Below are 22990 nucleotides of genomic sequence, written 5' to 3' on the forward strand. Positions count from 1 at the left end.
CCCGTTATCCCGACCGTTCACTACAACATGGGCGGCATCCCGACGAACCACCTGGGCGAGGCGCTCAACCCTCGCGCGGGCGATCCGGATGCGACGATCCCCGGCCTGATGGCCATCGGCGAAGCGTCCTGCGCGAGCGTGCACGGCGCGAACCGCCTCGGCTCCAACTCGCTGATCGACCTCGTGGTGTTCGGCCGCGCGGCAGCATTGCGCTGCGCCGAGACCATCGAAAAAGGCGAGCACTCGAACCTCCCGGCCAATGCGGGCGAGGAAGCCATCGCGCGGCTCGACCGCTTCCGCCACGCCAACGGCTCGACGCCCACCGCCGTGCTTCGCGGCAAGATGCAGCGCATCATGCAGAACAATTGCGCGGTGTTCCGTCAGGCGGACGTGCTCGAAGAGGGCGTGAGGCTCATCAAGGAAGTGTGGGACGGGATCGAGGACGTTCGCGTTACCGACCGCTCGCTCGTCTGGAACACGGACCTAACCGAGACGCTCGAATTCAACAACATGATCGGCCTGGCGCTCGCCACGGTTTCAGGTGCGCATGCCCGGCAGGAAAGTCGCGGCGCGCATGCCCGCGAGGACTTCCCGAACCGCGACGACGAGAACTGGATGAAGCACACGCTCGCCTATGGCGACGACGAAAAGCGCAGCGTGGCGCTCGAATATCGCCCGGTCCATACGCACACGCTGACAAACGATGTGCAGTACATCCAGCCGAAGGCGCGCGTTTACTAGGGCATTCGTGCCCGCTGCAAGCGAACGCCGAAAAGCTTCAGGCTTCAAGAATCATGGCCGGGGATTTCCCCGGCCATTATATTTTCGGCGGCGTGAAGCCTTCACCACCGTGAGCAGAGCAGGCCGCTCTTCCGGCAGATGCCGCAGCGGATCACCTCCGCAGCAGCCGCACGCCGTTGCCGGCCCGTGGCCTCCTACGCCCGTCCGAACCAGAAGCCCGCAGCCGCCAGACAAACCAGAGCCGCCACGTTCACGTAATATGCGTTCGAAACCGCGAACCAGGCCGGGCGGCCGACGAGCTTCCGGCCGAGCAGCCAGAGCGCAACGGGAAGCGTTAGCAGCGGCAGCAGCGTCGGCGCGAACAGCACAGCGCCCAGAGCGCAGAGCACAGTGGGGATCGCGTCGTCGATGAGGGCGTCGTATCGCGTCACGACCGCGCCGGGCGGATAGGTGCCGTCCTCGAATGGCGCGATGGCATTGCGCGCCTGTCGGATGAAGAAGAGGAAGAATAACACTCCCGAAATCGCGGCGGCGTCGACAACCCAAACCGGCGGTTTCGACGAAAACACGGCAGCGCCGAAGCCGACGAAGGGCTCCGTCACCGCCCGCCACGTCTTCAGGATCGGAATGGAGAGTTCGCCGAACGCGAGCCCGAATGCTCCCTCCAATATCGACAGAAGCGCCAGGCTCTCCACGAGGAAGGCGGCGCAGAACACAGCGTCGGCCGCGATTGCCCTCAACATATCAATCGTTCCCCCCTTCGACCGGCAATGATTAAAAGACGGTAAGACTTGCCCCACGTCCCTACCCTTCCCTTTTAGCGCGGGAATTTCTCCTGCATACTCCGGGACTGACCGGAGCGGAATCTCGATGCTGTCGAATTCGACACCACCACGCTTCTTTTGAATGGGCCGATGCACCATCGTGCACCGCATCGCGCAGGGTTTGACACGAAGGAGTGTTAAACCGGTAAGGGTCTTTCGTGGCAGGCTCGGCCGCTGGCGAGACGCCCGAACATGACGGCCGCGATGCGCACCGAGCGGCGGCGCTTTCACGCTTCCGGTCAGCCAGAGCCTAAACGGGGATTTTGATGTTTCGTAGAGTGTTAGCGGGCCTTGTGCTTCTCTCCGCAGCAACAGCGGTCGCGCTGATGGCGGGGCCGTCGCCGAAGCCCGCCCCGCAGGCCGCGCTCGCGCCAGCCGCCATCGCTGTCTCCACCGTGCCCGCGCGCGTGCGCGACGTGCCCGTGCTCCTGTTAGGCATCGGCGCGGTCGAAGCATTTCAGACCGTGCAGATCCGCTCCCGCGTGGACGGGACGCTCGACAAGGTAAACTTCGCGGATGGCCAATTGGTCAAAAAAGGCGACGTCCTCGCCATTATCGATCCTCGCCTCTACCGCGCGGCGCTCGACTCCGCCAAGGCCAAGCTCGCGCAGGACAAGGCGCAACTCGAATCCGACGAGAAAGACCTCAACCGCAGCCTACAGCTTTCGACACAGCGCTTCGCCTCGCAGCAGACGGTGGACCAGCTCACCGCGAAAGTCGGCATCGGGCGCGCGCTCGTGCAGGCCGACGAAGCCGCCATCCGCACCGCTGAAACCAACCTCAGCTACACCACGATAACCGCAACCTTCGACGGGCGCATCGGCATTTCGGCGGTTCACGTCGGCAACATCGTCCGCGCGAGCGACCAGACCTTCATCGCCGAACTCAAACAGGTTGACCCGATCTCGGTTGTCTTCACCCTGCCCGAGGCGAAGCTGCCCTTGATCCGCGAGGCGCAGAAGGCTGGGCCGGTTTCGGTGATCGCCCTCGATCACGACGCGAAGAGGCCCCTGGCGAAGGGCAAACTGACGGTCATCGACAACAAGGTCGATCAGACGACGGGAACGATCCGCCTCAAGGCGACATTCGACAACAGAAACGATGCGCTTTGGCCCGGCCAATATGCCTCTGTGCTCGTCGAGGCGGGCATGCTCAACAACGCCGTCACCGTGCCAGCCGCCGCAGTCCAGCGCGGTCCCAACGGCCTTTACGTCTGGGTCGCCACACCAAAGGGCAGCGCGCAGATGGCGGCGGTCGAAATCGGCCCGAGCCATGAGGGCGAGACGGTCGTCGCAAAGGGCGTGACCGAGGGCGATGTCGTCATCGTCTCGAACCATTACCGCCTGCGCCAGGATATCCAGATCGAGCCGAAGGCGAAGCCCATGGCCGCGAACGACGCCGCGGGCCGCACATGAGCATTTCCACACCGTTCATTCTTCGCCCCGTCGCCACCACGCTCATGATGGCGGCCATCGTGCTGTCAGGCGTCGCCGCGTTCTTCTATCTGCCCGTCGCGCCGCTGCCGCAGGTGGACTTCCCGACGATCCAGGTTTCGGCACAGCTTCCGGGCGCGTCGGCTCAGACCATGGCGTCCTCGGTCGCGACGCCGCTCGAACAGCAGTTCGGCCAGATAGCGGGCGTGACGCAACTCACATCCACGAGCACGCTCGGCAATACGCAGATCAACATCCAGTTCGAGCTGGACCGCAGCATCGACGCGGCGGCGCAGGACGTGCAGGCCGCCATCACCGCCGCCGGGCGGAAGCTGCCCACGTCGCTCAGCTCGCCGCCGAGCTACCGCAAATTCAATCCGGCCGATCCGCCGATCATCATCCTGTCGGTGACGGCGGATACGCTGCCCATCACCGAAGTCAGCGATCAGGCGGAAAACATCCTCGCGCAGCAGATCTCGCAGATCCGTGGCGTCGCGAATGTGAACATCGGCGGGCAGCAGAAGCCATCCGTACGCGTGCAGGTCGACCCGGAGCGGCTCGCGTCGCGCGGCCTCACCCTCGAAGACGTGCGCGCCATGCTCGGCACGATCACCGCCGATGCCGCAAAGGGCACCGTTCAGGGCGTGGAGCAGAGCTTCACCATCGCGGCGAACGATCAGATCGTGAAGCCCGAGGACTACGACAAAGTCATCCTAGCCTACCGCAACGGGGCACCGATCCGCGTTGCCGATGTGGGCCGCGCCGTGGCCGGGCCGGAGAACACGCTTTCGGGCGCATGGGCGAACGGCAAGCGCTCGGTGCTGCTCGTCATCTTCAAGCAACCGGGCGCCAACGTCATCGAGACGGTCGACGCGATCAAGGCGGCGCTGCCGAAATTCGCAAGCGTGATCCCGGCGGGCGTCAAGATCGACATCATGAACGACCGGACGGAAACCATCCGCGCCTCGGTCCACGAGGTCGAGTTCACGCTTTTGCTCACCATCGGCCTCGTGGTGCTGGTCGTTCTCCTGTTCCTGCGCAATCTCCGCGCGACGCTGATCGCGAGCGCCATCGTGCCTATCTCGCTCATCGGCACCTTTGCGGTGATGTATGTCGCGGGCTTCAGCCTCGATAATCTCTCGCTGATGGCGCTCGTCATCGCGGTGGGCTTCGTGGTGGATGACGCCATCGTGGTGGTCGAAAACATTGTCCGCCACATCGAGAACGGCGAGCCGCCGTTCCGCGCCGCGCTGAAGGGCGCGAGCGAGATCGGCTTCACCGTGATGTCGATCAGCCTTTCGCTCGTCGCCGTGTTCATCCCGCTCCTGCTCATGGGCGGAATCATCGGGCGGCTGATGCACGAATTTGCGATGACCGTCACCGTTACCATCGCGGTTTCGGTCGTCGTCGCGCTGACGCTCACGCCCATGCTGTGCTCGCGCTTCCTGACGCCGCATGAGGAGGAGCGGCCGGGCCTTCTTTCTCGCATGATCGGCCGCTTTTTCGAGGCGCTTCAGGCGGGCTATGCGCGCACACTCGACGTGGCGCTGCACTTCCGCCGCTTCACGCTCATGGTCTTCTTCGCAACGCTTGCGCTGACGATCTATCTGTTTGTCATCATCCCCAAGGGGTTCTTCCCCGTGCAGGACACGGGCTCCATCGTGGCCATCACGGACGCACCGCAGGACATTTCGTTCGACGAGATGGTGAGGCGTCAGAAGGTGCTGGCCGACATCATCGCAGAAGATCCCGACATCGCGACCGTCGCCTCCTTCCTCGGATCGTCGCCCGGCGCGACGCTGAACTCCGGCCGCATCTTCATCCGGCTGAAGCCATGGGGCGAGCGCAAGGCGAGCGCGCTTGAAATCGTCAACAGGCTGCGCCCGAAGCTCGCCGAGGTGCAGGGCGCGGCGGCGTTCCTGTCGCCCGCGCAGGACATCACCGTTGGCGCGCGGGCGTCGCGGGCGCTTTACCAGTACACGCTCCAGGACGCGAGCCTCGAAGAGCTGAACGAGTGGACGCCGCAGATCGTCGCGAAGCTCAGGACGCTGCCCGCCCTCGCTGACGTCTCGACCGACCTCCTCATCAACGCGCCGCAGCTCTCGGTGAAGATCGACCGCGACCGCGCCTCGCTTTACGGCATCACGCCGCAGCATATCGACGCGACGCTGAACAGCGCGCTCGGCCAACGTCAGGTCGTGCAGTATTATACGCAGCTTTCAACGTACAATGTGGTGCTCGAAATCCTGCCGGAGCTTCAGACGCAGCCGGATGTGCTGAACCGCATCTATGTGCGCTCGCCGAATACGGGGCAGATGTTGCCGCTCTCGACGCTCGCCACCTTCGACACCGACAAGACCGGCTATCTGTCGATCACCCACCAGAGCCAGTTTCCGTCCGCGACCGTGTTCTTCAACCTGAAGCCCGGCGTTGCGCTCGGCGAAGGTGTCACCGCGATCAACGCGGCGATGGCGGAGATCGGCGCGCCCAAGACGTTGGTGGGCAATTTCCAGGGCAATGCGCAGGCCTTTCAGGATTCGCTGCGCACGACGCCGATCTTGATCGTGGCGGCGCTCATAACCGTCTATATCATCCTCGGCATGCTCTACGAGAGCTTCATCCACCCGCTCACGATCCTGTCGACGCTGCCGTCCGCGGGCGTCGGCGCGCTGCTCATGCTGATGGCGTTCGGCTTCGACCTGTCGGTGATCGGCATCATCGGCATCATCCTGCTCATCGGCATCGTGAAGAAGAACGGCATCATGATGGTTGACTTCGCCATCACGGCGGAGCGGCAACGCGGGCTATCGGCCGAGGAGTCGATCCGCGAGGCGGCGCTGTTGCGCTTCCGCCCGATCCTGATGACGACGGCGGCGGCGCTGCTCGGCGGCGTGCCGCTGATGCTCGGCACGGGCTCCGGCTCGGAGCTGCGCCAGCCGCTCGGCTACGCCATGGTGGGCGGTCTCGCGCTCAGCCAGATCCTCACGCTCTACACGACGCCGGTGATCTATCTTTATCTCGACAAGCTGCAAACCCGGCTTACGCGCGGGGCAAAGGCACACGAAACCGCGCCAGATGAGCCGATGGCGCTGGAATCCGAACTGGCCGACGCGCTGACCGAGCGGCCGCGCAAGGCTGCGGAGTGACAAACGTCACACCGGCGCACGTCGCCCCCCAAAATGACGCTTACTGACGCTGGGCTTCCTGATCGCAAAGCTCTGCCAGTTCGCTCTCACCGTAGCTTCCCGCCGCGCCGCTTCTTGCGACATAACGCTTCGCGCAAACCCCGATGCGCGGCGGCGTGCGCGAGGCCTCGAAAAGGTCGTATCCCCGCTTGAGGTCGCGCCAGAACTCGCCCCACGGAGCCCTATCGTGGATGGCAAGATGCGCCTCGCTCATGCGAAATGGAAAGATGTGCGCGCTGAACCGCTTTTGCCCACGATCGAGCGCGGCGGTGACAAGCTCCCAGATCTCGTCAATGACCGGGTCCGTCATGGCATAGCAGCCCACAGAGAGGCAGGCCCCATGCACCATAAGGAACGAGCCCGTTCGGCCGTTGGCGGCGTCGTACAGATTGGGATAGCCGAGATTGAAGGAGCGGCGATAGGCGCTGTTCGGATTGAGTTGGCTGCGTCCTACCGTATAGAAGCCTTCGGGCGCCTGACGATCGCCTTCGCGAAGCTTCGGCCCCAGCCCGCCTGAATGACGGCAAACGGGGTAGGACGCGAACAGCACGAAGCCGTCCCCGCGCCTCATCCAGAGTTCGAGTTCCCGCTCGCGCTTGAAGATGCGGATGAAGACCGGCGCGCCGCGCGCGAGGCCCTTTTCGGCCAGTCGCTCGTTGAGGCGGCCAAGATCCGGCGTGCCTGGCAGCGGCCATCCGAGCTTAGCGTACAGGACGCGCTGCGCATCGTGCGCAGCAAGGCGGATGCGGGCAAGCCCTTCTTCGCCGCGCCCGATGAGGTCGGGCCATAGCGTTAGCGTGAGAACAGCCAGCGCTCCGGCAAGTGCGCCTGCGATCAAAACCCGGGAAATCGAGTAAAGAAACTGCATCGTTCTCCGACTATCCAGAGGCGGCGAGACGCAGACTTATAACATTTTCTGAAAAGCGGGAAGACGTGCTCGATCCCGGAGCGGCAGATGAAATTCGGAGCGTGAACGGGCCACGCTCCGAAGTCATCAATTCGACTACTCTTCCAGCAGCGAACGAAGCATCCACGCGGTCTTTTCATGCACGTCGAGGCGCTGCGTGAGCAGGTCGGCGGTCGGCTGGTCGTTCGCCTCTTCCAGAAGCGGGAACAGATCGCGCGCCGTGCGGGCCGTCGCTTCCTGCGCGTCGACGAGATGGCGCACCATCTCAAGCGCCTTCGGCACGCCCGTCACTTCCTTGATCGAGGTCAACTTGCCGAACTCGGCATAGGTGCCGGGAGCCGGGAAGCCGAGCGCGCGGATGCGCTCCGCGATAAGGTCGAGCGCGTTCCACTGCTCGGTATATTGCTGCATGAACATCACGTGGAGCGTGTTGAACATCGGACCCGTGACGTTCCAATGGAAATTGTGCGTCATGAGGTAAAGGCTGTAGCTATCGGCAAGAAGATGCGAGAGGCCGTTGGCGATCTTCTCGCGCTGTTCCTCAGGGATACCGATGTTGATTTGGGGTGCGCGTTTCATATGCGGTCCTTTCTAGTGAACGAAATCGGAGAAGGCGGATACACAGCGCCCGGCTCATGCCGCAAAACCAGGCACGGTAAACCCACCCAGGAGGCAAACCGCCTCCAAAGCTTAAACGCGAGTCCGTTTTCCGATCAGTCGGCCTGACCGGAACCAGCCTCGGAGCGAATATAATGCTCGCCGTGGTGCTTTTTGAGGTATCGCGGCTCATCTGCCAACGGAAACTTGGCCGCACGGGTGGCCCTGCTGCCAGCGCCAAGCGGCTCCAGTCACCAGGTCGCATCAACCGGCGCGCCGTCGAGGATCTCCGCGAGCCGCCGCTTCACCGGCGCGACTGTGCCATCCGGCAGTTCGTCTCGCGCGAAAAACCGGCTCTCCGCGATTTCGTGGTTCGGCTTCGGCACGCGCGGGCGCTCCCACTCGCTTGCAACGAAAAGCGCGACGTGATCGTTCGGCATGGCGGCGAAATTCGCGAAAAAGCCGTGGAGCCGCGCCGGAGCCTTCAGGATGACGCCCGCCTCCTCGAACAGCTCGCGGGAGAGCGCCGTCTCGGCGGTTTCGCGCCACTCGATGCCGCCGCCGGGGAAATGCCATCCGGGGCGATAGCCGTGGCGCACGAGAAGCACGCGCCCAACCTCATCGATGACGACGCCTTGCGCGCCGAGCGTTGCACCTCGCGTGTAGCGCCAGTAGGTGGCGATGACGCGCATCGGGATTTTGCGAAGCATGGGGGAGTGCGGCCGATGGTTGAGCTTGGCCGGACCATGCGGCGTGCCGCCGCGCTTTGCAAGCGCGATGTCGCAACAGAGGGGGCCGCCTCGTCCGCCTCGCGCGCGCCCATCACACCCCGATGATTTGCTTTGCCCGGCGCCTGCGATACAAGTGTTCCACAAATTGCGACGGATCGCGCCAGCGCCTGCCCCCGGATGGGGGCGCGGCCGATCCGGGAGATCCTCATGCGCCGCGTGCCCACCGTCAGCCTGCTCATCGCCTGCGCGGCCATCATGCTCGCCATCAACATGGGCATAAGGCAAACCTTCGGCCTCTATATGAAGCCGATCAGCCAGGATCTCGACCTCGACCGGCAGGTGTTCTCGTTCGCCATGGCGATCATGAACCTCGTCTGGGGCGTGGCGGGGCCGTTCGCCGGCGCGGTCGCGGACAAGTTCGGCTCGCTGCGCGTGGTGCTCGGCGGCACTGCATTCTATGCAGGCGGGCTCGCGCTGATGGCAACGGCATCGAGCGGAAACCAGCTCGTGCTTGCGGGAAGCCTCGTCGGCATCGGCATCGCGGGCACCGGCTTTTCCGCCGTCTTTGGCGCGGTGGCGCGCGCGGCAGCGCCGGAACGCCGCGCTTCGGCGCTCGGCCTCGTGACCATGGGCAGCGCAATCGGCCAGTTCATGGCGCTTCCTTATGCGCATGTGATCCTCGAAGCGACCGACTGGACCTCCACGCTCTGGATCATGGCGATCACCGCCGCGCTGATTGCTCCGCTAGGCTTTGCACTGACGAGCGGCGATAGCAACGCGCACCCGAGCGCGCATCCCGATCAACGTGTGGGCGCGGCGCTGTCCGAGGCGCTGCGCTATCCAAGCTTCCTGCTGTTGACGGCGGGATTCTTCGTCTGCGGCTTCCACCTCGCGGGCATTGGCGTGCACCTGCCCGCGTTCCTTGCGGACAAAGGCTTCGGCCCCGGCCTCGGCGCGCTCGCGCTCACGATTATCGGCGCGGCGAACATCCTCGGCACATGGGCGTTCGGCCGCATCGGCGACATCGCCCCGAAACACCTGACGCTCGCGGCGCTCTATTTCGCGCGCGCGCTGATCTTCCTCGCTCTCATTTACCTGCCGCTGACCGAAACAGCGGTCCTCATCTATGCCTTTCTGATCGGGCTTCTGTGGCTCGGCACAGTACCGCTGACGAGCGGGCTCATCGTGACGTTCTTCGGCCCGCGCTGGCTGTCGATGCTATACGGCGTGGTGTTCTTTTCGCACCAGGTCGGCAGCTTCATGGGCGCGTGGCTCGGCGGCTGGTTTTATGATACGACCAACTCCTACGATCTCTTGTGGTGGGCGTCGGTCGCGGTCGGGATGATCGCCGCGCTTCTGCATCTGCCGATCCGCGAAGGCCCTGCGCCGAGGCTCGCCGCCGCGCCCGCGGAGTGAGGGAGGGACATGCCGCAAGCCCTGAAATGGAGTTTCATCGCAGCCGTCGTGGCCCTTGTCGCGGGCGCGGGGTGGCTCATGATCACACGCGGACCGGCACTTCTCCTCGATCTCGGCGGCGCGATCGCGGGATGTTTTTGACCCCGACAGCAAAGCCTGTTCGGCGCTTCCGGCGACATACCCGCGCTGGTAGAACGCGAGCCAACGCGGCTCCGCTGAACCGCTGCGGGCGTTACACACATCCAAATAGAGAAACGCATCGAAAGCCGATGATTGCCCCGCCGTTGGTTGTCATCATGGCGAAGGCGCCGGTCTGCGGCGCGGTCAAGACGCGTCTCGCGCGCGACATTGGGTTTGTGCCGGCCGTGGCCCTCACGCGCGCGCTGACGGCGCGGGTCCTTCGCGAGCTTGCCCTCGATCCGCGCTTTCGGTGTGTGCTGGCCGTGTCGCCTGCAACAGCAACGATGGCGCGCTTTGCGGCGTGGTGTGCGGGACGAGGGCGCGTGCCTCGAATAGCGCAGGCGCGTGGCGACCTCGGCGCGCGCATGCAGGCCTTGTTCGACCGATGCGGAGCGGGGCCGCTCATCATCATAGGCACCGACATACCCGGCATCACGCGCGATATCGTCGCCGACGCCTTTCGCCAACTTCGGCGGGCCGACGCGGTTTTCGGCCCAGCGGAGGATGGCGGCTACTGGCTCGTCGGGCTGAGGCGGCGTCCGAAAATCCCCGCGCCGTTCGCGAATGTCCGCTGGTCGTCGCCCTACGCGCTCGCCGATACGCTCGCCAACTTTCAGCACATTCGCATTTCCTCGAACCGCAACAAAACTCGGGTTCCTTATCTTGACGCGCCCTCTTCAGGCGAAGCGATATCCATCTCGCTCGAAAATACTCGGGGAGGCCGCCGCATTGCGTTCTCGAAAACGCTGTTCGATATCGACACGGGAGCGGACTATCGACGCTACCGCCGACTTCTAAAGCCGCATGCGACCCCATAAATGTTTGTGAAAAATTTATAGAAAATTTGCTATAAAGGTGTGGCTTGCGTTTTGCGGCAAGCCCCTCTCGCAGCGTGCCCGCCCGACACTGGCATTGCTGCACATTTCGACCGGCTGGCTCCGCTTTCGCCGGTCGGAACGTGACACATGCGGGGGCTGCGCTGCGGACAAGGCCCACGAGCCAGATCAGCCTTGATTTGACGCAGAGAAGCTGATCGACAACCGAATTTGAAGCGTCGCGCCGCATGTGATTTACCGCGCGACACTGTAGACCTTTTGCGTCAAACGCGGCAGACCGGCAGAACAGGCGGACACAGTGGCCGATAATACACCCCCCAGCGGTACCGGTGCGCCGCCTCCAGGAAGCCCGGCGGCATCACCTCCTGCTGGTTCCGCAGGCGCGACGCCCGTTGCAAATCTTGCGGTCGCTTTTGCGCAGGCATTCGCACAAGCCTCGACGCCGGCACCCGCTCCTGCTCCGGCCACCGCGAAGCCATCCACTCCCGCAGAGGCCCCGATGAATCTGCGCCCGCTATCTCTACTTTTGCTGCCCATAGCTTTGTGGGATGTGTACACAACCTACCTCGGCTTCTCCTATTTCTTCGACCTGCCAACGAATCCAGCCATCAATCCGGGCCAGTTCACCTTCGGTATAGTGGTCACGCTGATCGTATTCATTTTCGTGCTCGCGACGACCGCGATCTACTCGATGCCGGCTCATAACAGCCCCATCCTCATACTCAAGGGCGCCTGGGCGACCGCCGTGGCAATCGACCTTTACACCGCCTGGGAAGGGACGCGGCGCATCGTATTCTATGGCGAGGAAGACGCGGCGAAGGGCGTGGGTGTCGCCATTGTCGCGGCGCTGATCGTGACGTCGACGATTTTCCTGTCGCAGTTGCTGCTTGGCAAAGGCTCCAAATCCTGATGCATCGTCATGAGGCGACCCGTATCGGCCAGAATTCCATAAGCTCTTTTGATGAATGCATCGGAATCCGTTCGGCAAAACGGCCTTCAGCTAAAGAGACGTGTTCGCAAATTAGGCGAATTGACTGACCGGAGTCGCATCTCGCTTCGAGCGATTGGGCCGGACGATTACACGTCGATGAATAAGCGAGACCGGCACGCAGCGCCGCATGCACACGTTCGCCCCCGTTCGAAAGCCGGAACTTCTCACTGCTCATCTTGCACCATCCACTATTACTAGCCGTACTGCTCGACCAGCTTCTCCGGCGGCACGCCGCGCAAATAGAGCGACAGGCACCACAAATTTCGCGCTGAACGCCGAAAATAGCCCTGCTCGCGAAACCTGTCTGCGCTCGTGACCGCGTTCGTCTTCAACATGGCAAGCCGCCCGCTGCCGAGCTTGCGGATGATTTCGACGTCTTCCATCAGCGGAATCGGGGCGAAACCGCCCACCTCGTCATACAGCTCGCGCGAGATAAGAAGCCCCTGATCGCCATAAGGAAGCCGGAACAACGCACATCTCAGCGCAACGAGGCGCTCCAGAAGGCGCGGATTGAAGCCGTCGTCCGCGAGCCGGAACCGGAAAGCCGCCGCGCCACTTCCATGCTTCATGAAAGCCAGCGCCTCGTTCGTCCAGCCCGCGTCGAGCGTCGTGTCGGCATGCAGAAACAGAAGCCACGGCTTCCGCGCCGCCTCCGCGCCTGCGCGCAATTGCTGGCCGCGACCGCGTTCGACCTCGATGAGGCGCGCGCCGGCCTCCTCCGCGATCTGCCGCGTAGCATCGGTGGAGCCGCCATCGCTCACGATGACCTCGCTGACGATGCCTTCGACGGCCGCGTCGAAGATCGAAAGAAAGGTCGCCGAGAGCGTTCGCCCCGCGTTCAGCGTTGGGATGACAACCGAGATCATGTCCGTTTGTTAACCGATCGCGAGCGCTGTGGAAAGCGAAAAATGTTCTTTATTTGTTCCAAAATGCACGCTAGGGTGGAGGCATGGGCTGGAAGGAAGCGAGATGCGCGACCGAGGAAGAACATGTCGCGGCCGAGCGCAGGCGTGGGCGCGGCGCGGTATCGAATGCCACGGGCCGCTTCGAGCCGGAGCGTCGCGAGGCGGTGGACGACGGCTGGGACAGTCTGGACGACCTGCCGCCCTTCAAGACGGAGGTTCGAGAGGAGCGCGTCAAGACGATCATCGCGCGGAACAGTTCGCCCGATATCGGTTTCGACCGATCGATCAATCCTTATCGGGGCTGCGAGCATGGCTGCATTTATTGTTATGCGCGTCCCTCGCATGCCTATTGGGGCTGGTCGGCCGGGCTCGATTTCGAAACGAAGCTTATTGCGAAGGTGAACGCCGCCGAGGCTCTGGAAGCGGAACTCGCGCGCCCCGGCTACGAGCCCGCAACGATCATGATCGGCGCGAACACGGACGCATATCAGCCTGTGGAACGCGAGCGGAGGATCACGCGGGCGGTGCTGGAAGTGCTGGAACGCACGTCTCATCCGGTCGCGCTAGTCACCAAATCGGCGCTGATCCTGCGCGACATCGACATTCTCGCCCGAATGGCGGAGCGCGAACTGGTGCGTGTCGCCGTTTCCGTCACCACGCTGGACCATCGCCTCGGACGTCGAATGGAACCGCGCGCCTCTACGCCGCTGAGGCGCATCGACGCCATCCGGAAGCTCGCAGCCGCGAACATCCCCGTATCGGTCATGGCCGCGCCTCTGATCCCCGCGCTCACCGACAGCGAACTCGAATCCATCCTGAAAGCCGCAGCGGAAGCGGGAGCTTCCGACGCCGGTTATGTGCTTCTTCGCCTCCCGCTCGAAGTGAGTCCGCTTTTTCAGGAGTGGCTGCGTGCGGAGTTTCCGCATCGCGCCGACCGAGTAATGTCGCTCGTTCGGCAAACACGCGAGGGCAAGGACTACATCTCTCGCTTCGGGGAACGGCACTGCGGCAGCGGTCACTACGCGGAGCAGATCGCCACGCGATTTCAGATTGCGCTGCGCCGTCTCAGCCTCGGCAAACGCGACCTGAGCTTGCGAAGAGACCTGTTCCGGCGACCTGGCGCCCAACTCAGCCTTTTCTGACGGAGGTGCGAGGTGTAATGAGAAAAGGCGCGACGGGAAAAAGCGTGGGTATCGCGGTCTGGACGCTTGATTGCACAAGCGTAGCAGTTCATGAACAGCCGATGCCGCCTCGCACGACACAAAAGCCCACGCGCCGTCCTGATCTCGCGCTCCAGCGAAAATACGGAGGACTCATCGCCGGTGTCGACGAAGCGGGTCGCGGACCATGGGCCGGGCCCGTTGTAGCAGCAGCCGTAATCTTTCATGGCAAGCCGCCCGCAGGCATCAACGACTCGAAGAAGCTCGCCCCGGCGGAACGCGAGAACCTGTTTTCAAAGATTTTCGCTGCCGCCCATGTGGGGATCGGCATCGCGCCCGTCGGGCTGATCGACGAGATCAACATCTACCACGCCACCCATCGCGCCATGTGCGACGCCATCGAAGCGCTTGCATTTGCGCCAAACGCCGCGCTGATCGACGGTAACCGCTGCCCGAAACTCGACATTCCGTCCGAAGCGCTCGTTTCGGGCGATGCGCTTTCGATCTCCATAGCGGCTGCGTCGATCATAGCCAAGGTGACGCGCGATCGGATGATGACGGAACTCGCGAGCACATTCCCGCCCTACCGCTGGGAGCGCAACAAGGGTTACGGCACCGCAGACCATGCATCCGCGCTCGGGGAACACGGCGTCACGTTGCACCACAGGCGGAGTTTCCGCCCGGTCTGGGAGCGTTTGATGATGGAGTCCGCCGCCTGAAGCGGGATGATACTTGTGCGGTTAGATCAATGCGAGCAACGACTTCAAGTTCTCCAGTTTTCGTCACAAGCGATCTCGCACCACGATGATCGCGAGGTTCCCTTCTGATGCGCTTTTCATTCCGACTGCAATGGTTATGTTAGCGTCTGACTCTCTCCCGACACAGGTGTACGGCATGGTGGCGTGCGTGATCGTTTCTCTCATCCGGGTTTTTTATGCGTAAGCTGGTCACCTGGATCATGATTTGCGCTTTGGCGCTGGGCCTGCCCATCCCTGCTTCGCGGGCTGCTTCCGCGCAGACGCCGCGCGTCGTCACCATCGACGAGTGCCGCAACCTCACCGACACCGAAGTGCGCGACCGCATCCGCGAACTCGCCACCACCAGCCTCAAGACCGAATTGACGGCAATCGATTACATGGCGCTCGTCAATCAATACTGGGCCAAGGCCGATGTGAATGCACGCATAGACCGAGAGATTGACGCCGCCGTCGATGCGGTGCGTGCCGACTCGAGCTGGGCCGACCGCGCCTACTCCACGATCAGCCAATCGCGCGCCACGCTTTACGCGACGGCGGTGGCGGAGCGCGCCTATACGTCGCAAACCTTCCGCGACGCGATCAATGAACTGGCGACAGGCGTTGCGAAAGAAGCCGGAGCGCGCATCGAAAAGGCGACATCGCGGATCTCCAACCCGATCATCGCCTGTGTGCAGACGGCGCTTCAGTCGCGCTACGGCGGCGCGGTCGCGCAGGTCTTCGCGCAGGAGAGCCAGCGCAATCTCGACGCGGCGGCAGCCGATCAGGCACCGGCGAAGATCGATACGGGCGATCTGGTAGCGACGAACGCCGGGTCGATTTCCGGCCTCGTGCTGATCGTGACGCGGCGCGTGATCGGAAAAGTCGTGCAGAGCGTCGGGACGCGCATCGCCGGGATGGTTGCGAGCCGGATCGTGTCCTCGGTCGCGGGGCTCGCTGGTCTCGCGCTCATCGCCAAGGACATCTACGATGCGGGCGACGGCGTGTTCCCGATTATCGCGGAGCGCATGAAATCCGACGAGACGAAACTTCTCATCAGGGAAGAGATCGGCAAGTCGATCCAGACCGATATAGGCCAGCAGGTTGAAGTCATCGCAGACGAGACCGCTGAACGCATTTACACAGTCTGGCTCGATTTCAGACAGAAGTACAATCGCCTTCTTGCCCTGAGCGAGAAATCGCCAGCGTTCGCCGAATTTCTCAAGAACAGGCGGCTCGACCAGATAGGACGACTCGGGCAGATCGTCGACATCGTAAGCGGTACGGAAGGCGGCGAAGCGGCCGTGCTCGCGCGCGTGGCGAATGGTTCGCTCAACCGGGCACTGCTCGACCTCTCTGACGCAGCGCTCGTGATCGCGGAAGAGCAGAAATCCATCGACAAGGCGCTGCGCTGGACCCAGGTCGCCGGGCGAGAACTGCCGCGCGTGGTCGAACTCGGCGTTTATCGCTGGCTTCCGGTCGAAGGGCTGACCACCGAGACGCTCCAGAAGATCCTGGCAATCAACGACCGCATCGCTGTCGGGCGGATCGCCAATCTCTCGCCCGAGGCTCGTGACTTCATCCTGAGCCTCCCGGGCGATCAGGTGCGCGAATTCGCCCGACGTTTGAACGACAGGCAACTCGCGGCCTTTGCGGATTACGAACGCAATCTGGAGCCGAGCGCCGCAAAGCGTCTGCTGCGAGCTGTCACTGACGATCCGTCCGTCATGCGCGACCTCACTGCCGAGGGCATTCGCGAAGGTATTCTCGGAAGCCGTGACCAGCTTGCGGCGCTGGAAATGATGTTGCAAGAAGCACCCAGCCTCTTCGGCTATGGTCGCATTTTCAAGGACGCCGATCTCGTCGGCAGCGGTAACGTTGCATTCCGCGTGTTCTGGGAGCGCTACTGGCTCGCGGTGCTCGTCGGCTTCTTCCTCATCCTCGTCGTCATGTCATGGCTACGCCGCTTGCTCTTCGGGCGTCCCCAGCAGATCGTGATCAGAGAGCAGGGAAAATCGCGCACGCGATAGTGCTCTCGTGAATAGTTTTGCTTCACTTGTCGCACGCTCCGAGCATCGCGGGGGATATATGCAGATTTACACGGTAGAAACTCTTTCCGGGCGGCGTATCAAGGAAGGCGAATTGTTGCATGCCAGCATCGTCCTCGCTGCGAACTTGCTGCGGGATGCGCGCGAGGCGGTCACCAACGCCGTTGGCGGCAAAATGCTGCGCTACGAGCGGCTTCTCGACCGCGCGAACTCGGATGCGCTGGAGCTTCTGAAGGAAAAGGCAGCCGCCGCAGGCTACGACGGGGTGCTCGCCGTCCGCATCTCAAACCCCTTCATGGTTCAGGGCAGCGCCGCAGTCACCGTCTATGGGACCGGCTTCACGTTCCTTTCCGACGATGCCGTCGCGGTTCCCGTCCCTCATGATGAGGCTTCGACGACGCCGCGAGATTGATGGCACAACGCTGAATGTTAATGGTCTGGACGACATCAGACGAATGTCAAGGCGAGGGCCACTGCTGAATAGGAGATCGCGGCATGATGCGGTTTCAATGGATCGGACGCGCACGCACCGCGCTGAATGAGGCACTTTTTCCATCCAGTGCAAAGGCGCCCGAGTATCCGCGCCGCCATGTGGATCGCATCGATGCGGAAAAATGTCCGGGGAGGTAATGCCCATCGATTCGATCGGTGTCATGCCAGACGGCTTCATCATGCATCCGGTCGGAGGGATTTGGATAGTCTGGACGTCGAAGCCGCCGAATCCAGGTCAGTGGTCACGGTGTGGTGGCCTGGCGGAGTTACGATGTCATATTCATTTCTGACAACAAAGCTCCGCGGGCAGATATGGAAGAAGTTCTTTGTCAGTCCATAGACGGATAGGGAGATTAGATCCCCGTTAGCGCAACTATTGTATTTCAACCAGCCCGTTTTTCCTGCCATTCGAGGCAACCGGCGATCAACCACCATACAATCCACGCCAACGGCCTCTTAAGCGCTGGGGTATTCCGTGTCAGGCTGGCGGCGGGTGATCGAAGGGTAGGATGAGGCAGCGCCGCTCGTGATGCTGCGGTGTAATAGCTTATGCGCAACATTAACGCCGACGCCGCACGATTGCGCCCGCCCACGCAAAGTCAGCGCGCGGGGCTACCCGCGCGCTTGCAAATGCCAGAGAAGATATCGACCGTATTACTCGGCGGCCTGCGAGGACGGTGAATTCATGCCTTCGAGGCGCGGAGCCGTGGCGATCGGATCTTCCGAACGGCGCGACTTGCCTTCAAAGAACGCGCCCTGCTCAATTGCGAGCGACTTGTGGAAAACATCGCCCTCGACATGGCTCGAAGCCTGAAGCGTCACGCGGTTGCCGCGCACCGAGCCCATGACGCGACCGCGCACGATCACATCTTCCGCCACGATACCACCCGTTATTTGCGCCTTTTCGCCGACGATCAGCGACGAGCAATGCACGTCGCCCTGAATCTGGCCGTCGACCTGAACTTCGCCACGCGAGAGCACATTGCCCGTGACTGTCAGGTCTTCTCCGATGATGGATGGTGCCATGCGGTCTGGTCCCCTGAAGATTGGCGGCTTGGGCGCATAGACGGGCTGTCCGGCGGAAACCTGGGGAGCCGGGCTTCCGAGCGGCGCCAATCCCTGCGCGGGTTGACCGCCAATGGCTTTGCTCGTTGTTTTCGTTATCGGCTTTTGCGAATCGAAATTGCTCATATCGGTCTCTGGCTTTTTACTGAACATCAACGCGACTCCGAGGCGATGCGCGGCGGGCGCTTAACCTTTTAGAGCGGCATCTTCACCATTTCAACGCCGATCATGGCTTCGGTGCAGACGGCACGGACTTCGCGGCGAAATCGTGCCTTTTCGGGCGCTAATGGTAAGGTTCAACGCGCGCCCGCAGCCTCGCGCACGGCATCGAGCACGGCTGCGGCATGTCCCGGCACCTTGACCTTCCCCCAGCTTTTCAGAATTTTCCCATCGGGGCCGATCAGGAATGTGGCCCGTTCAACCCCCATATAGACGCGCCCATACATCTTCTTCTCGACCCAGACGCCGAAAGCCTCGATCGCGGCTTTCTCCGGATCCGAGACGAGCGTCACGCGAAGCCCATGCTTGTCGCGAAAATTCGCGTGGCTCTTCACGCTGTCGGGCGAGATGCCGATGACATCGGCGCCCGCCGCGTCGAATGCATCCTTCAGGTCAGAGAAGCTCCGCGCCTCGGTGGTGCAGCCGCTCGTGTTATCCTTCGGGTAGAAATACACAACTTTATAGGGTGCCTTCATGCCGCTCAGCGTGACGGTCTTGCCCTCAGCATCGGGAAGCGCGAAATCGGGAGCCAAATCACCATTCTGAAGCATCGGTGGGCCTTCCTTTCGTCTCTTTTTCCGGTCTATAGAGGCGAAATGCCAGAAAGAAAAGCCTCGCCGCACCGTACCGGCTCTCGTCGGATACGCGGGGACGGCGAATGGTACGCGCGGAGCAAGGCTCGCGTTCTACGCTAACGGGGGAGAAGCGGGCGTGCGGGCGGTCTGAGGCCTCTCGCATGAACCAGTCGAAACGCGATGGATGACCGTTTTTCGTCGAAAAACCCGCACCGTGAACTCGTCCCCGAAAGGCATGGCCGCAGTTTGGCGAAACCTTCCAAAGCGCAGGTCCAGCTTTCGCGTCTCTCGAAAAGCGGCAAGGTGCTCGCCGACGCGATCCCCGGGTCCGTCAAGACGGCGTCGCGGCATTCCTTCCGGGTGGGCTGGCGCCTGTCCGCTGTGCTCGCGCTCATGTTTTCGCTCGCGGTCGGCGCCCTCTACGCAAGGCTTCTGACCGGACCTATCTCGTTCGCCTTTCTGGTCCCCGCCGTGCAGGACCGGCTCAACGCCCAACTCGACGGCTATTCGCTGCGCGTCGGCGGTGCCATCCTCCGGCTGTCATCAAGCTGGGGCCTCGAATTCCGCCTTGCCGACGTCAGCGTCGTGGACGAAAACAATCAGGAAATCGCCAAGGCTCCGCTCGCCTCCGTCGATCTGAGCGAAACATCCCTGCTCAAGCTCGCGCTCGCACCATCGCAGATCAAACTGCTCGGCCCGAAGATCCTTATTTTCAACCTGCCCGGAAAAGGGCTGACGCTTACACCCGAATCAACGACACCCGCCCCGCAGCAGGGTTGGGGCGCGAGCCAGGCAGGCCTCGCGGATGCATGGCAAACCTCCGAAATCTCTCCGCCATCTCCAGAGGTTGCGGGCGTGCATCAGCTTGCTCGCCAGGGTCTACGCCTCACCGAACCTCGCGCATTCGCGTTCGACCCCGCGCCCATGCTCCGCCGCCTGTTTGCAACCATCGGCAAGCGAGGCGCGGCCTCTCAGGCGTTGAAAAGCATCGGCATGCAGGACGCGGTGGTCTACTTCGCCAACGAAAATGCCGTGTCGACATGGCGGGTCGCGGATTTCCAGCTCAACCTCGACGAGCGCGGCGGCAACAGCATTGTCGGCGGGAAGCTGACGCTCGAACGCGGCGGCGCGGCATGGCAAGCCTCGTTTACTGCGGAAAACCGCCCGCACGAGAAGCGCTATGCGGTGACGGCTTCGGTCCGGGACGTGGTGCCGAAGACGATCTGGGATAGCTGGCCGTCGATCGATGCGTTGAAGCTCGTCCAGCTTCCCGTCAGCGGCGACGCGCATTTCGACATTGGGTATGATGGCAGGCTGGCCGGTGGCGAGGCGGAAATCCGGCTCGGCGCGGGCCGCTTCTTCGCGCCGTTCGACCAGAAACATCCGGCCGTTATCGACGGAGGCACCTTGCGCGTCTCCTACGACAAGGCGAGCGAGGCGATTATCGTCCGCCCGCTGGAGATGCGCTGGGACGAAAGTCTGCTGACGATTTCGGGGCGAATAGCGCGGGAAATCGATCCAGCCAACGGGAAACCCCTCTGGCGTGCCGATTTCGATGGTCGGGGCACACGTCTTTCCGCCCCGCAATACGCGGTGGCCCCTGTTGCGCTCGACGTTTTCCGGATCGAGGGCGCGTATGATGAGGAAACCGACTCGGTCGCGCTGAAACGCTTCGAACTTGGCAGCCACGCTTCGCGACTGGCGTTTTCCGGGCAAGCCTCCCGCATCAGATCGGGCGGCGGAATTTCGCTCGTAGGCGACATATCGCCGATGCCCTTCTCCTTCCTGAAAGCAATCTGGCCCGTCTTCATGGCGAATGGCGCGCGGGAGTGGGCCGGCACGAATTTGCCCGTCGCGCAGGTCACGGGCGGAACCGTCGCCGTAAACCTGACGGCGGATCAGATCGCCGCGCTCGACGATGGCGGAGACATCCCCGAGAACGCGGTTTCGATGCGCATGGGCCTCTCCGGCGCAAAGATCTATCACATCAAGGGGCTGCCCCCCATCGAAACGCAGGATACGCAGTTGCGCATCAAGGGCCGCCGCTTCGTCTACGACATTCCGGGCGAGGCGCGCATCGAGGTGCCAAGCGGCAAGATCGTCACATTCACCGACGGCCAACTCCTCATCGACGATCTGCGCCCCGAGTTTCCCGACGCCGACATCCGCTTCAAGGGCGGCGGCGAGGTTGCGGCCGTGCTGGAACTCCTCGATCAGCCTCCGCTCGGCTACGTGAAAGCCGTGGGCTTCAAGCCGTCGCTCGTGAACGGCCAGATGCAGGCCTCGTTCGAGGTCAAGTTCCCGCTCCTGATGAACCTCAAGTTCGAGCAGATGTCCATCACCGGAAAAAGCCGCGTGGCCGATATCCGCTCCGGCGCGCTTCCGGGCGGCGTTTCTGTGAACGGCGGCGCGGTGAATTTCGACATCTCGGAGAAGGCCATCGGCGCCAACGGCGAAATCCGCGTGAACGGCGTGCCAGTGACGCTCGTCTGGCAGCGCATTTTCGACGCTCCGCCTGACAAGCAGCCGACGCTACGCCTCGCCTCGATCCTGAACGAAAAGGCGCGCGACGAGCTCGGGCTGAACGTCAACCATATGGTGAAGGGCGACCTCCCGGTGGCGCTCGCGATCGCTTTGCAGCGCGACGGCCCGCCGAGGATCATGATGGAGGCGAACCTCACCAACGCCGACCTGTTTCTGACGGCCATCGGCTGGCGGAAGCCGCCCGGCCAGAAGGCGACCGTCGCCTGCGATGTCGTTCGGCGTAACGACAACTCGATGCTGTTCGACAATTTCACGATGACGGGCGACGGCATCGCCATCAACGGCCGCGCCGTCATGAACGACAAGCACCGGCTCGCGTCATTCAGCTTCCCGGAGTTCTCGACCAACGCGCTCACCCACCTTTCCATTGCGGGCGAACTCACGCCGCAAAATATCCTGAAGGTGCAGGCGAAGGGCGCGTCCTTCGACGGGCGACAGTTCTTCAAGACGCTCCTCAGCGCCGGCAAGATCGCCGACAAGGAACCGGCACCGTTGAAGGACGAGCCGGGCCTCGACCTCAACGTCGAGATCGAGACCGTGTTCGGCTACTACGACACGAGCGTGAAATCCGTCATCGTCGACGCCAAACGGCGGGGCGGAAAATTCACCTCTATCGAGGCTGCGGGCAAGATCAACGGCGAGTCACCTGTGGCGGTTCACGTGGACCAGCGCACCCGCGATGCGCGCATCCTCTCCTCGGACGCGACCGACGCCGGTTCCGCGTTCAGGCTCGTCGGGTTTTACGGCGCGATGCGCGGCGGGACGATGAGCCTCCGCATGAACCTCGACGGTAGCGGCGGCACCGACAAGAGCGGCACGCTCGAAGTGCGCCGCTTCGCCGTGGTCGGCGACCAGGTGGTTGGCCGCGTAGTGTCGCAAGCCGAAAAGGAAGGTGCGCGCTACAAGCCGGACGCGAAGCAGCAGCATGTCTACGCGGGCGACGTCTTCCAGTTCGACCGCATGTTGGTGCCCTTCTCCATCACGCAGAGCCAGTTCCAGCTCCACGATGCGGCAATCAACGGTCCTGTGATCGGGGCAACCATCCGCGGACGCATCGACTTCGCGCGTGAGACGCTAGCGCTGTCCGGCACCTATGTCCCGCTCTATGGCTTCAATGCCGTGCTGGGCGTCGTGCCGGTCCTCGGCGAACTTCTAAAGGGTCGCGAGAACGAGGGCGTGTTCGGCATCACCTTCGCCGTGCAGGGGCGGACGTCGAACCCGGACGTGATCGTCAACCCGGTGTCGATGCTCGCGCCCGGCTTCCTCCGCCAGATTTTCGAGTTCGAGAACGCGCCCGCGCAAGCTCAGGAGCAGCCCCAGCAGGCGCCCCAGGTCCAAACACAGCAGCGCCCCGCCGCAAAGGTGAGGTAGGGCGCCAACTCGCTGTCGGCGATGCATTCAGACAGG

Annotated in this window: 19 protein-coding genes; 12 read left to right on the forward strand and 7 right to left on the reverse strand. The window is 63.0% G+C overall.

Translation table 11 applies throughout. The annotated features are described in order from the left end of the window. On the forward strand, positions 1 to 741 hold a 741-nt coding region (locus T281_RS02175; RefSeq protein ID WP_037233457.1), incomplete at its 5' end, for an FAD-binding protein. A 194-nt stretch (positions 742 to 935) separates the two neighbouring features. On the opposite strand, the gene T281_RS02180 is transcribed toward T281_RS02175, so the two are convergent. Continuing rightward, entirely contained in the window at positions 936 to 1484 is a 549-nt protein-coding gene (locus T281_RS02180; protein ID WP_037233460.1) for a hypothetical protein, read from the reverse strand. A gap of 347 nt (positions 1485 to 1831) precedes the next feature. On the opposite strand from T281_RS02180, the gene T281_RS02185 reads away from it, so the two are divergent. Further along, a complete protein-coding gene (locus T281_RS02185; RefSeq protein ID WP_081796534.1) occupies positions 1832 to 2980 on the forward strand; it encodes an efflux RND transporter periplasmic adaptor subunit in 1149 nt (382 codons plus the stop codon). Next, positions 2977 to 6144, forward strand: coding sequence for a multidrug efflux RND transporter permease subunit (locus T281_RS02190; RefSeq protein ID WP_037233463.1), 3168 nt, complete (start codon positions 2977 to 2979; stop codon positions 6142 to 6144). The genes T281_RS02185 and T281_RS02190 overlap by 4 nt, the downstream gene beginning before the upstream one ends. A 40-nt stretch (positions 6145 to 6184) precedes the next feature. Here T281_RS02190 and T281_RS02195 read toward each other — a convergent pair whose 3' ends face one another. From T281_RS02195 to T281_RS02205, 3 genes are all read right to left on the reverse strand, one after another. Next, positions 6185 to 7051 (reverse strand): L,D-transpeptidase family protein, encoded by an 867-nt coding sequence (locus T281_RS02195; RefSeq protein ID WP_037233466.1) that lies wholly within the window; start codon positions 7049 to 7051, stop codon positions 6185 to 6187. Between the two features lie 135 nt (positions 7052 to 7186). Then, the gene (locus T281_RS02200) at positions 7187 to 7669 is read right to left on the reverse strand and encodes a Dps family protein (protein ID WP_013417785.1); all 483 of its coding nucleotides are present in this window, start codon (positions 7667 to 7669) and stop codon (positions 7187 to 7189) included. A 269-nt stretch (positions 7670 to 7938) separates the two neighbouring features. After that, entirely contained in the window at positions 7939 to 8397 is a 459-nt protein-coding gene (locus tag T281_RS02205) for an NUDIX domain-containing protein (protein WP_037233469.1), read from the reverse strand. Positions 8398 to 8625: 228 nt separating this feature from the next. On the opposite strand from T281_RS02205, the gene T281_RS02210 reads away from it, so the two are divergent. From T281_RS02210 to T281_RS02220, 4 genes are all read left to right on the forward strand, one after another. Further along, entirely contained in the window at positions 8626 to 9834 is a 1209-nt protein-coding gene (locus T281_RS02210) for an MFS transporter (RefSeq protein ID WP_037233536.1), read from the forward strand. A 9-nt stretch (positions 9835 to 9843) separates the two neighbouring features. Next, positions 9844 to 9975 carry a hypothetical protein gene (locus tag T281_RS19705; RefSeq protein ID WP_276324608.1) on the forward strand — a complete coding sequence of 44 codons (132 nt, stop codon included), beginning with the start codon at positions 9844 to 9846 and terminating at the stop codon, positions 9973 to 9975. A 155-nt stretch (positions 9976 to 10130) separates the two neighbouring features. Further along, a complete protein-coding gene (locus T281_RS02215; RefSeq protein WP_199502531.1) occupies positions 10131 to 10832 on the forward strand; it encodes a TIGR04282 family arsenosugar biosynthesis glycosyltransferase in 702 nt (233 codons plus the stop codon). Between the two features lie 517 nt (positions 10833 to 11349). Then, complete coding sequence (locus T281_RS02220; RefSeq protein WP_155955010.1) at positions 11350 to 11760, forward strand: hypothetical protein; 411 nt, start codon at positions 11350 to 11352, stop codon at positions 11758 to 11760. Between the two features lie 275 nt (positions 11761 to 12035). Here the strand turns inward: T281_RS02220 and T281_RS02225 are convergent, their stop codons facing one another. Continuing rightward, complete coding sequence (locus T281_RS02225; RefSeq protein ID WP_037233478.1) at positions 12036 to 12707, reverse strand: TIGR04283 family arsenosugar biosynthesis glycosyltransferase; 672 nt, start codon at positions 12705 to 12707, stop codon at positions 12036 to 12038. A gap of 83 nt (positions 12708 to 12790) precedes the next feature. On the opposite strand from T281_RS02225, the gene T281_RS02230 reads away from it, so the two are divergent. The 4 genes from T281_RS02230 (at position 12791) to T281_RS02245 (ending at position 17100) form a co-directional block, all read left to right on the forward strand. Next, on the forward strand, positions 12791 to 13888 hold the full coding sequence (locus T281_RS02230) for a PA0069 family radical SAM protein (protein WP_037233481.1): 1098 nt from the start codon (positions 12791 to 12793) through the stop codon (positions 13886 to 13888). Between the two features lie 101 nt (positions 13889 to 13989). Next, entirely contained in the window at positions 13990 to 14625 is a 636-nt protein-coding gene (locus T281_RS02235; protein WP_037233538.1) for a ribonuclease HII, read from the forward strand. Between the two features lie 215 nt (positions 14626 to 14840). Further along, a complete protein-coding gene (locus T281_RS02240; RefSeq protein WP_037233485.1) occupies positions 14841 to 16670 on the forward strand; it encodes a hypothetical protein in 1830 nt (609 codons plus the stop codon). A gap of 58 nt (positions 16671 to 16728) precedes the next feature. Continuing rightward, entirely contained in the window at positions 16729 to 17100 is a 372-nt protein-coding gene (locus T281_RS02245) for a YbjQ family protein (protein WP_081796535.1), read from the forward strand. Between the two features lie 734 nt (positions 17101 to 17834). Here T281_RS02245 and T281_RS02250 read toward each other — a convergent pair. After that, positions 17835 to 18206: a bactofilin family protein gene (locus tag T281_RS02250; protein WP_081449544.1), complete on the reverse strand. Its 372-nt coding sequence runs from the start codon at positions 18204 to 18206 to the stop codon at positions 17835 to 17837. Between the two features lie 335 nt (positions 18207 to 18541). Beyond that, positions 18542 to 19015 carry a thioredoxin-dependent thiol peroxidase gene (gene bcp / locus T281_RS02255; RefSeq protein ID WP_037233547.1) on the reverse strand — a complete coding sequence of 158 codons (474 nt, stop codon included), beginning with the start codon at positions 19013 to 19015 and terminating at the stop codon, positions 18542 to 18544. Between the two features lie 270 nt (positions 19016 to 19285). On the opposite strand from bcp, the gene T281_RS02260 reads away from it, so the two are divergent. Then, complete coding sequence (locus T281_RS02260; protein WP_162173092.1) at positions 19286 to 22954, forward strand: DUF3971 domain-containing protein; 3669 nt, start codon at positions 19286 to 19288, stop codon at positions 22952 to 22954. The last annotated feature ends 36 nt before the right edge of the window (positions 22955 to 22990 follow it).

It is taken from the genome of Rhodomicrobium udaipurense JA643 (assembly GCF_000636015.1).
GTDB classification, from domain to species: Bacteria; Pseudomonadota; Alphaproteobacteria; order Rhizobiales; family Rhodomicrobiaceae; genus Rhodomicrobium; species Rhodomicrobium udaipurense.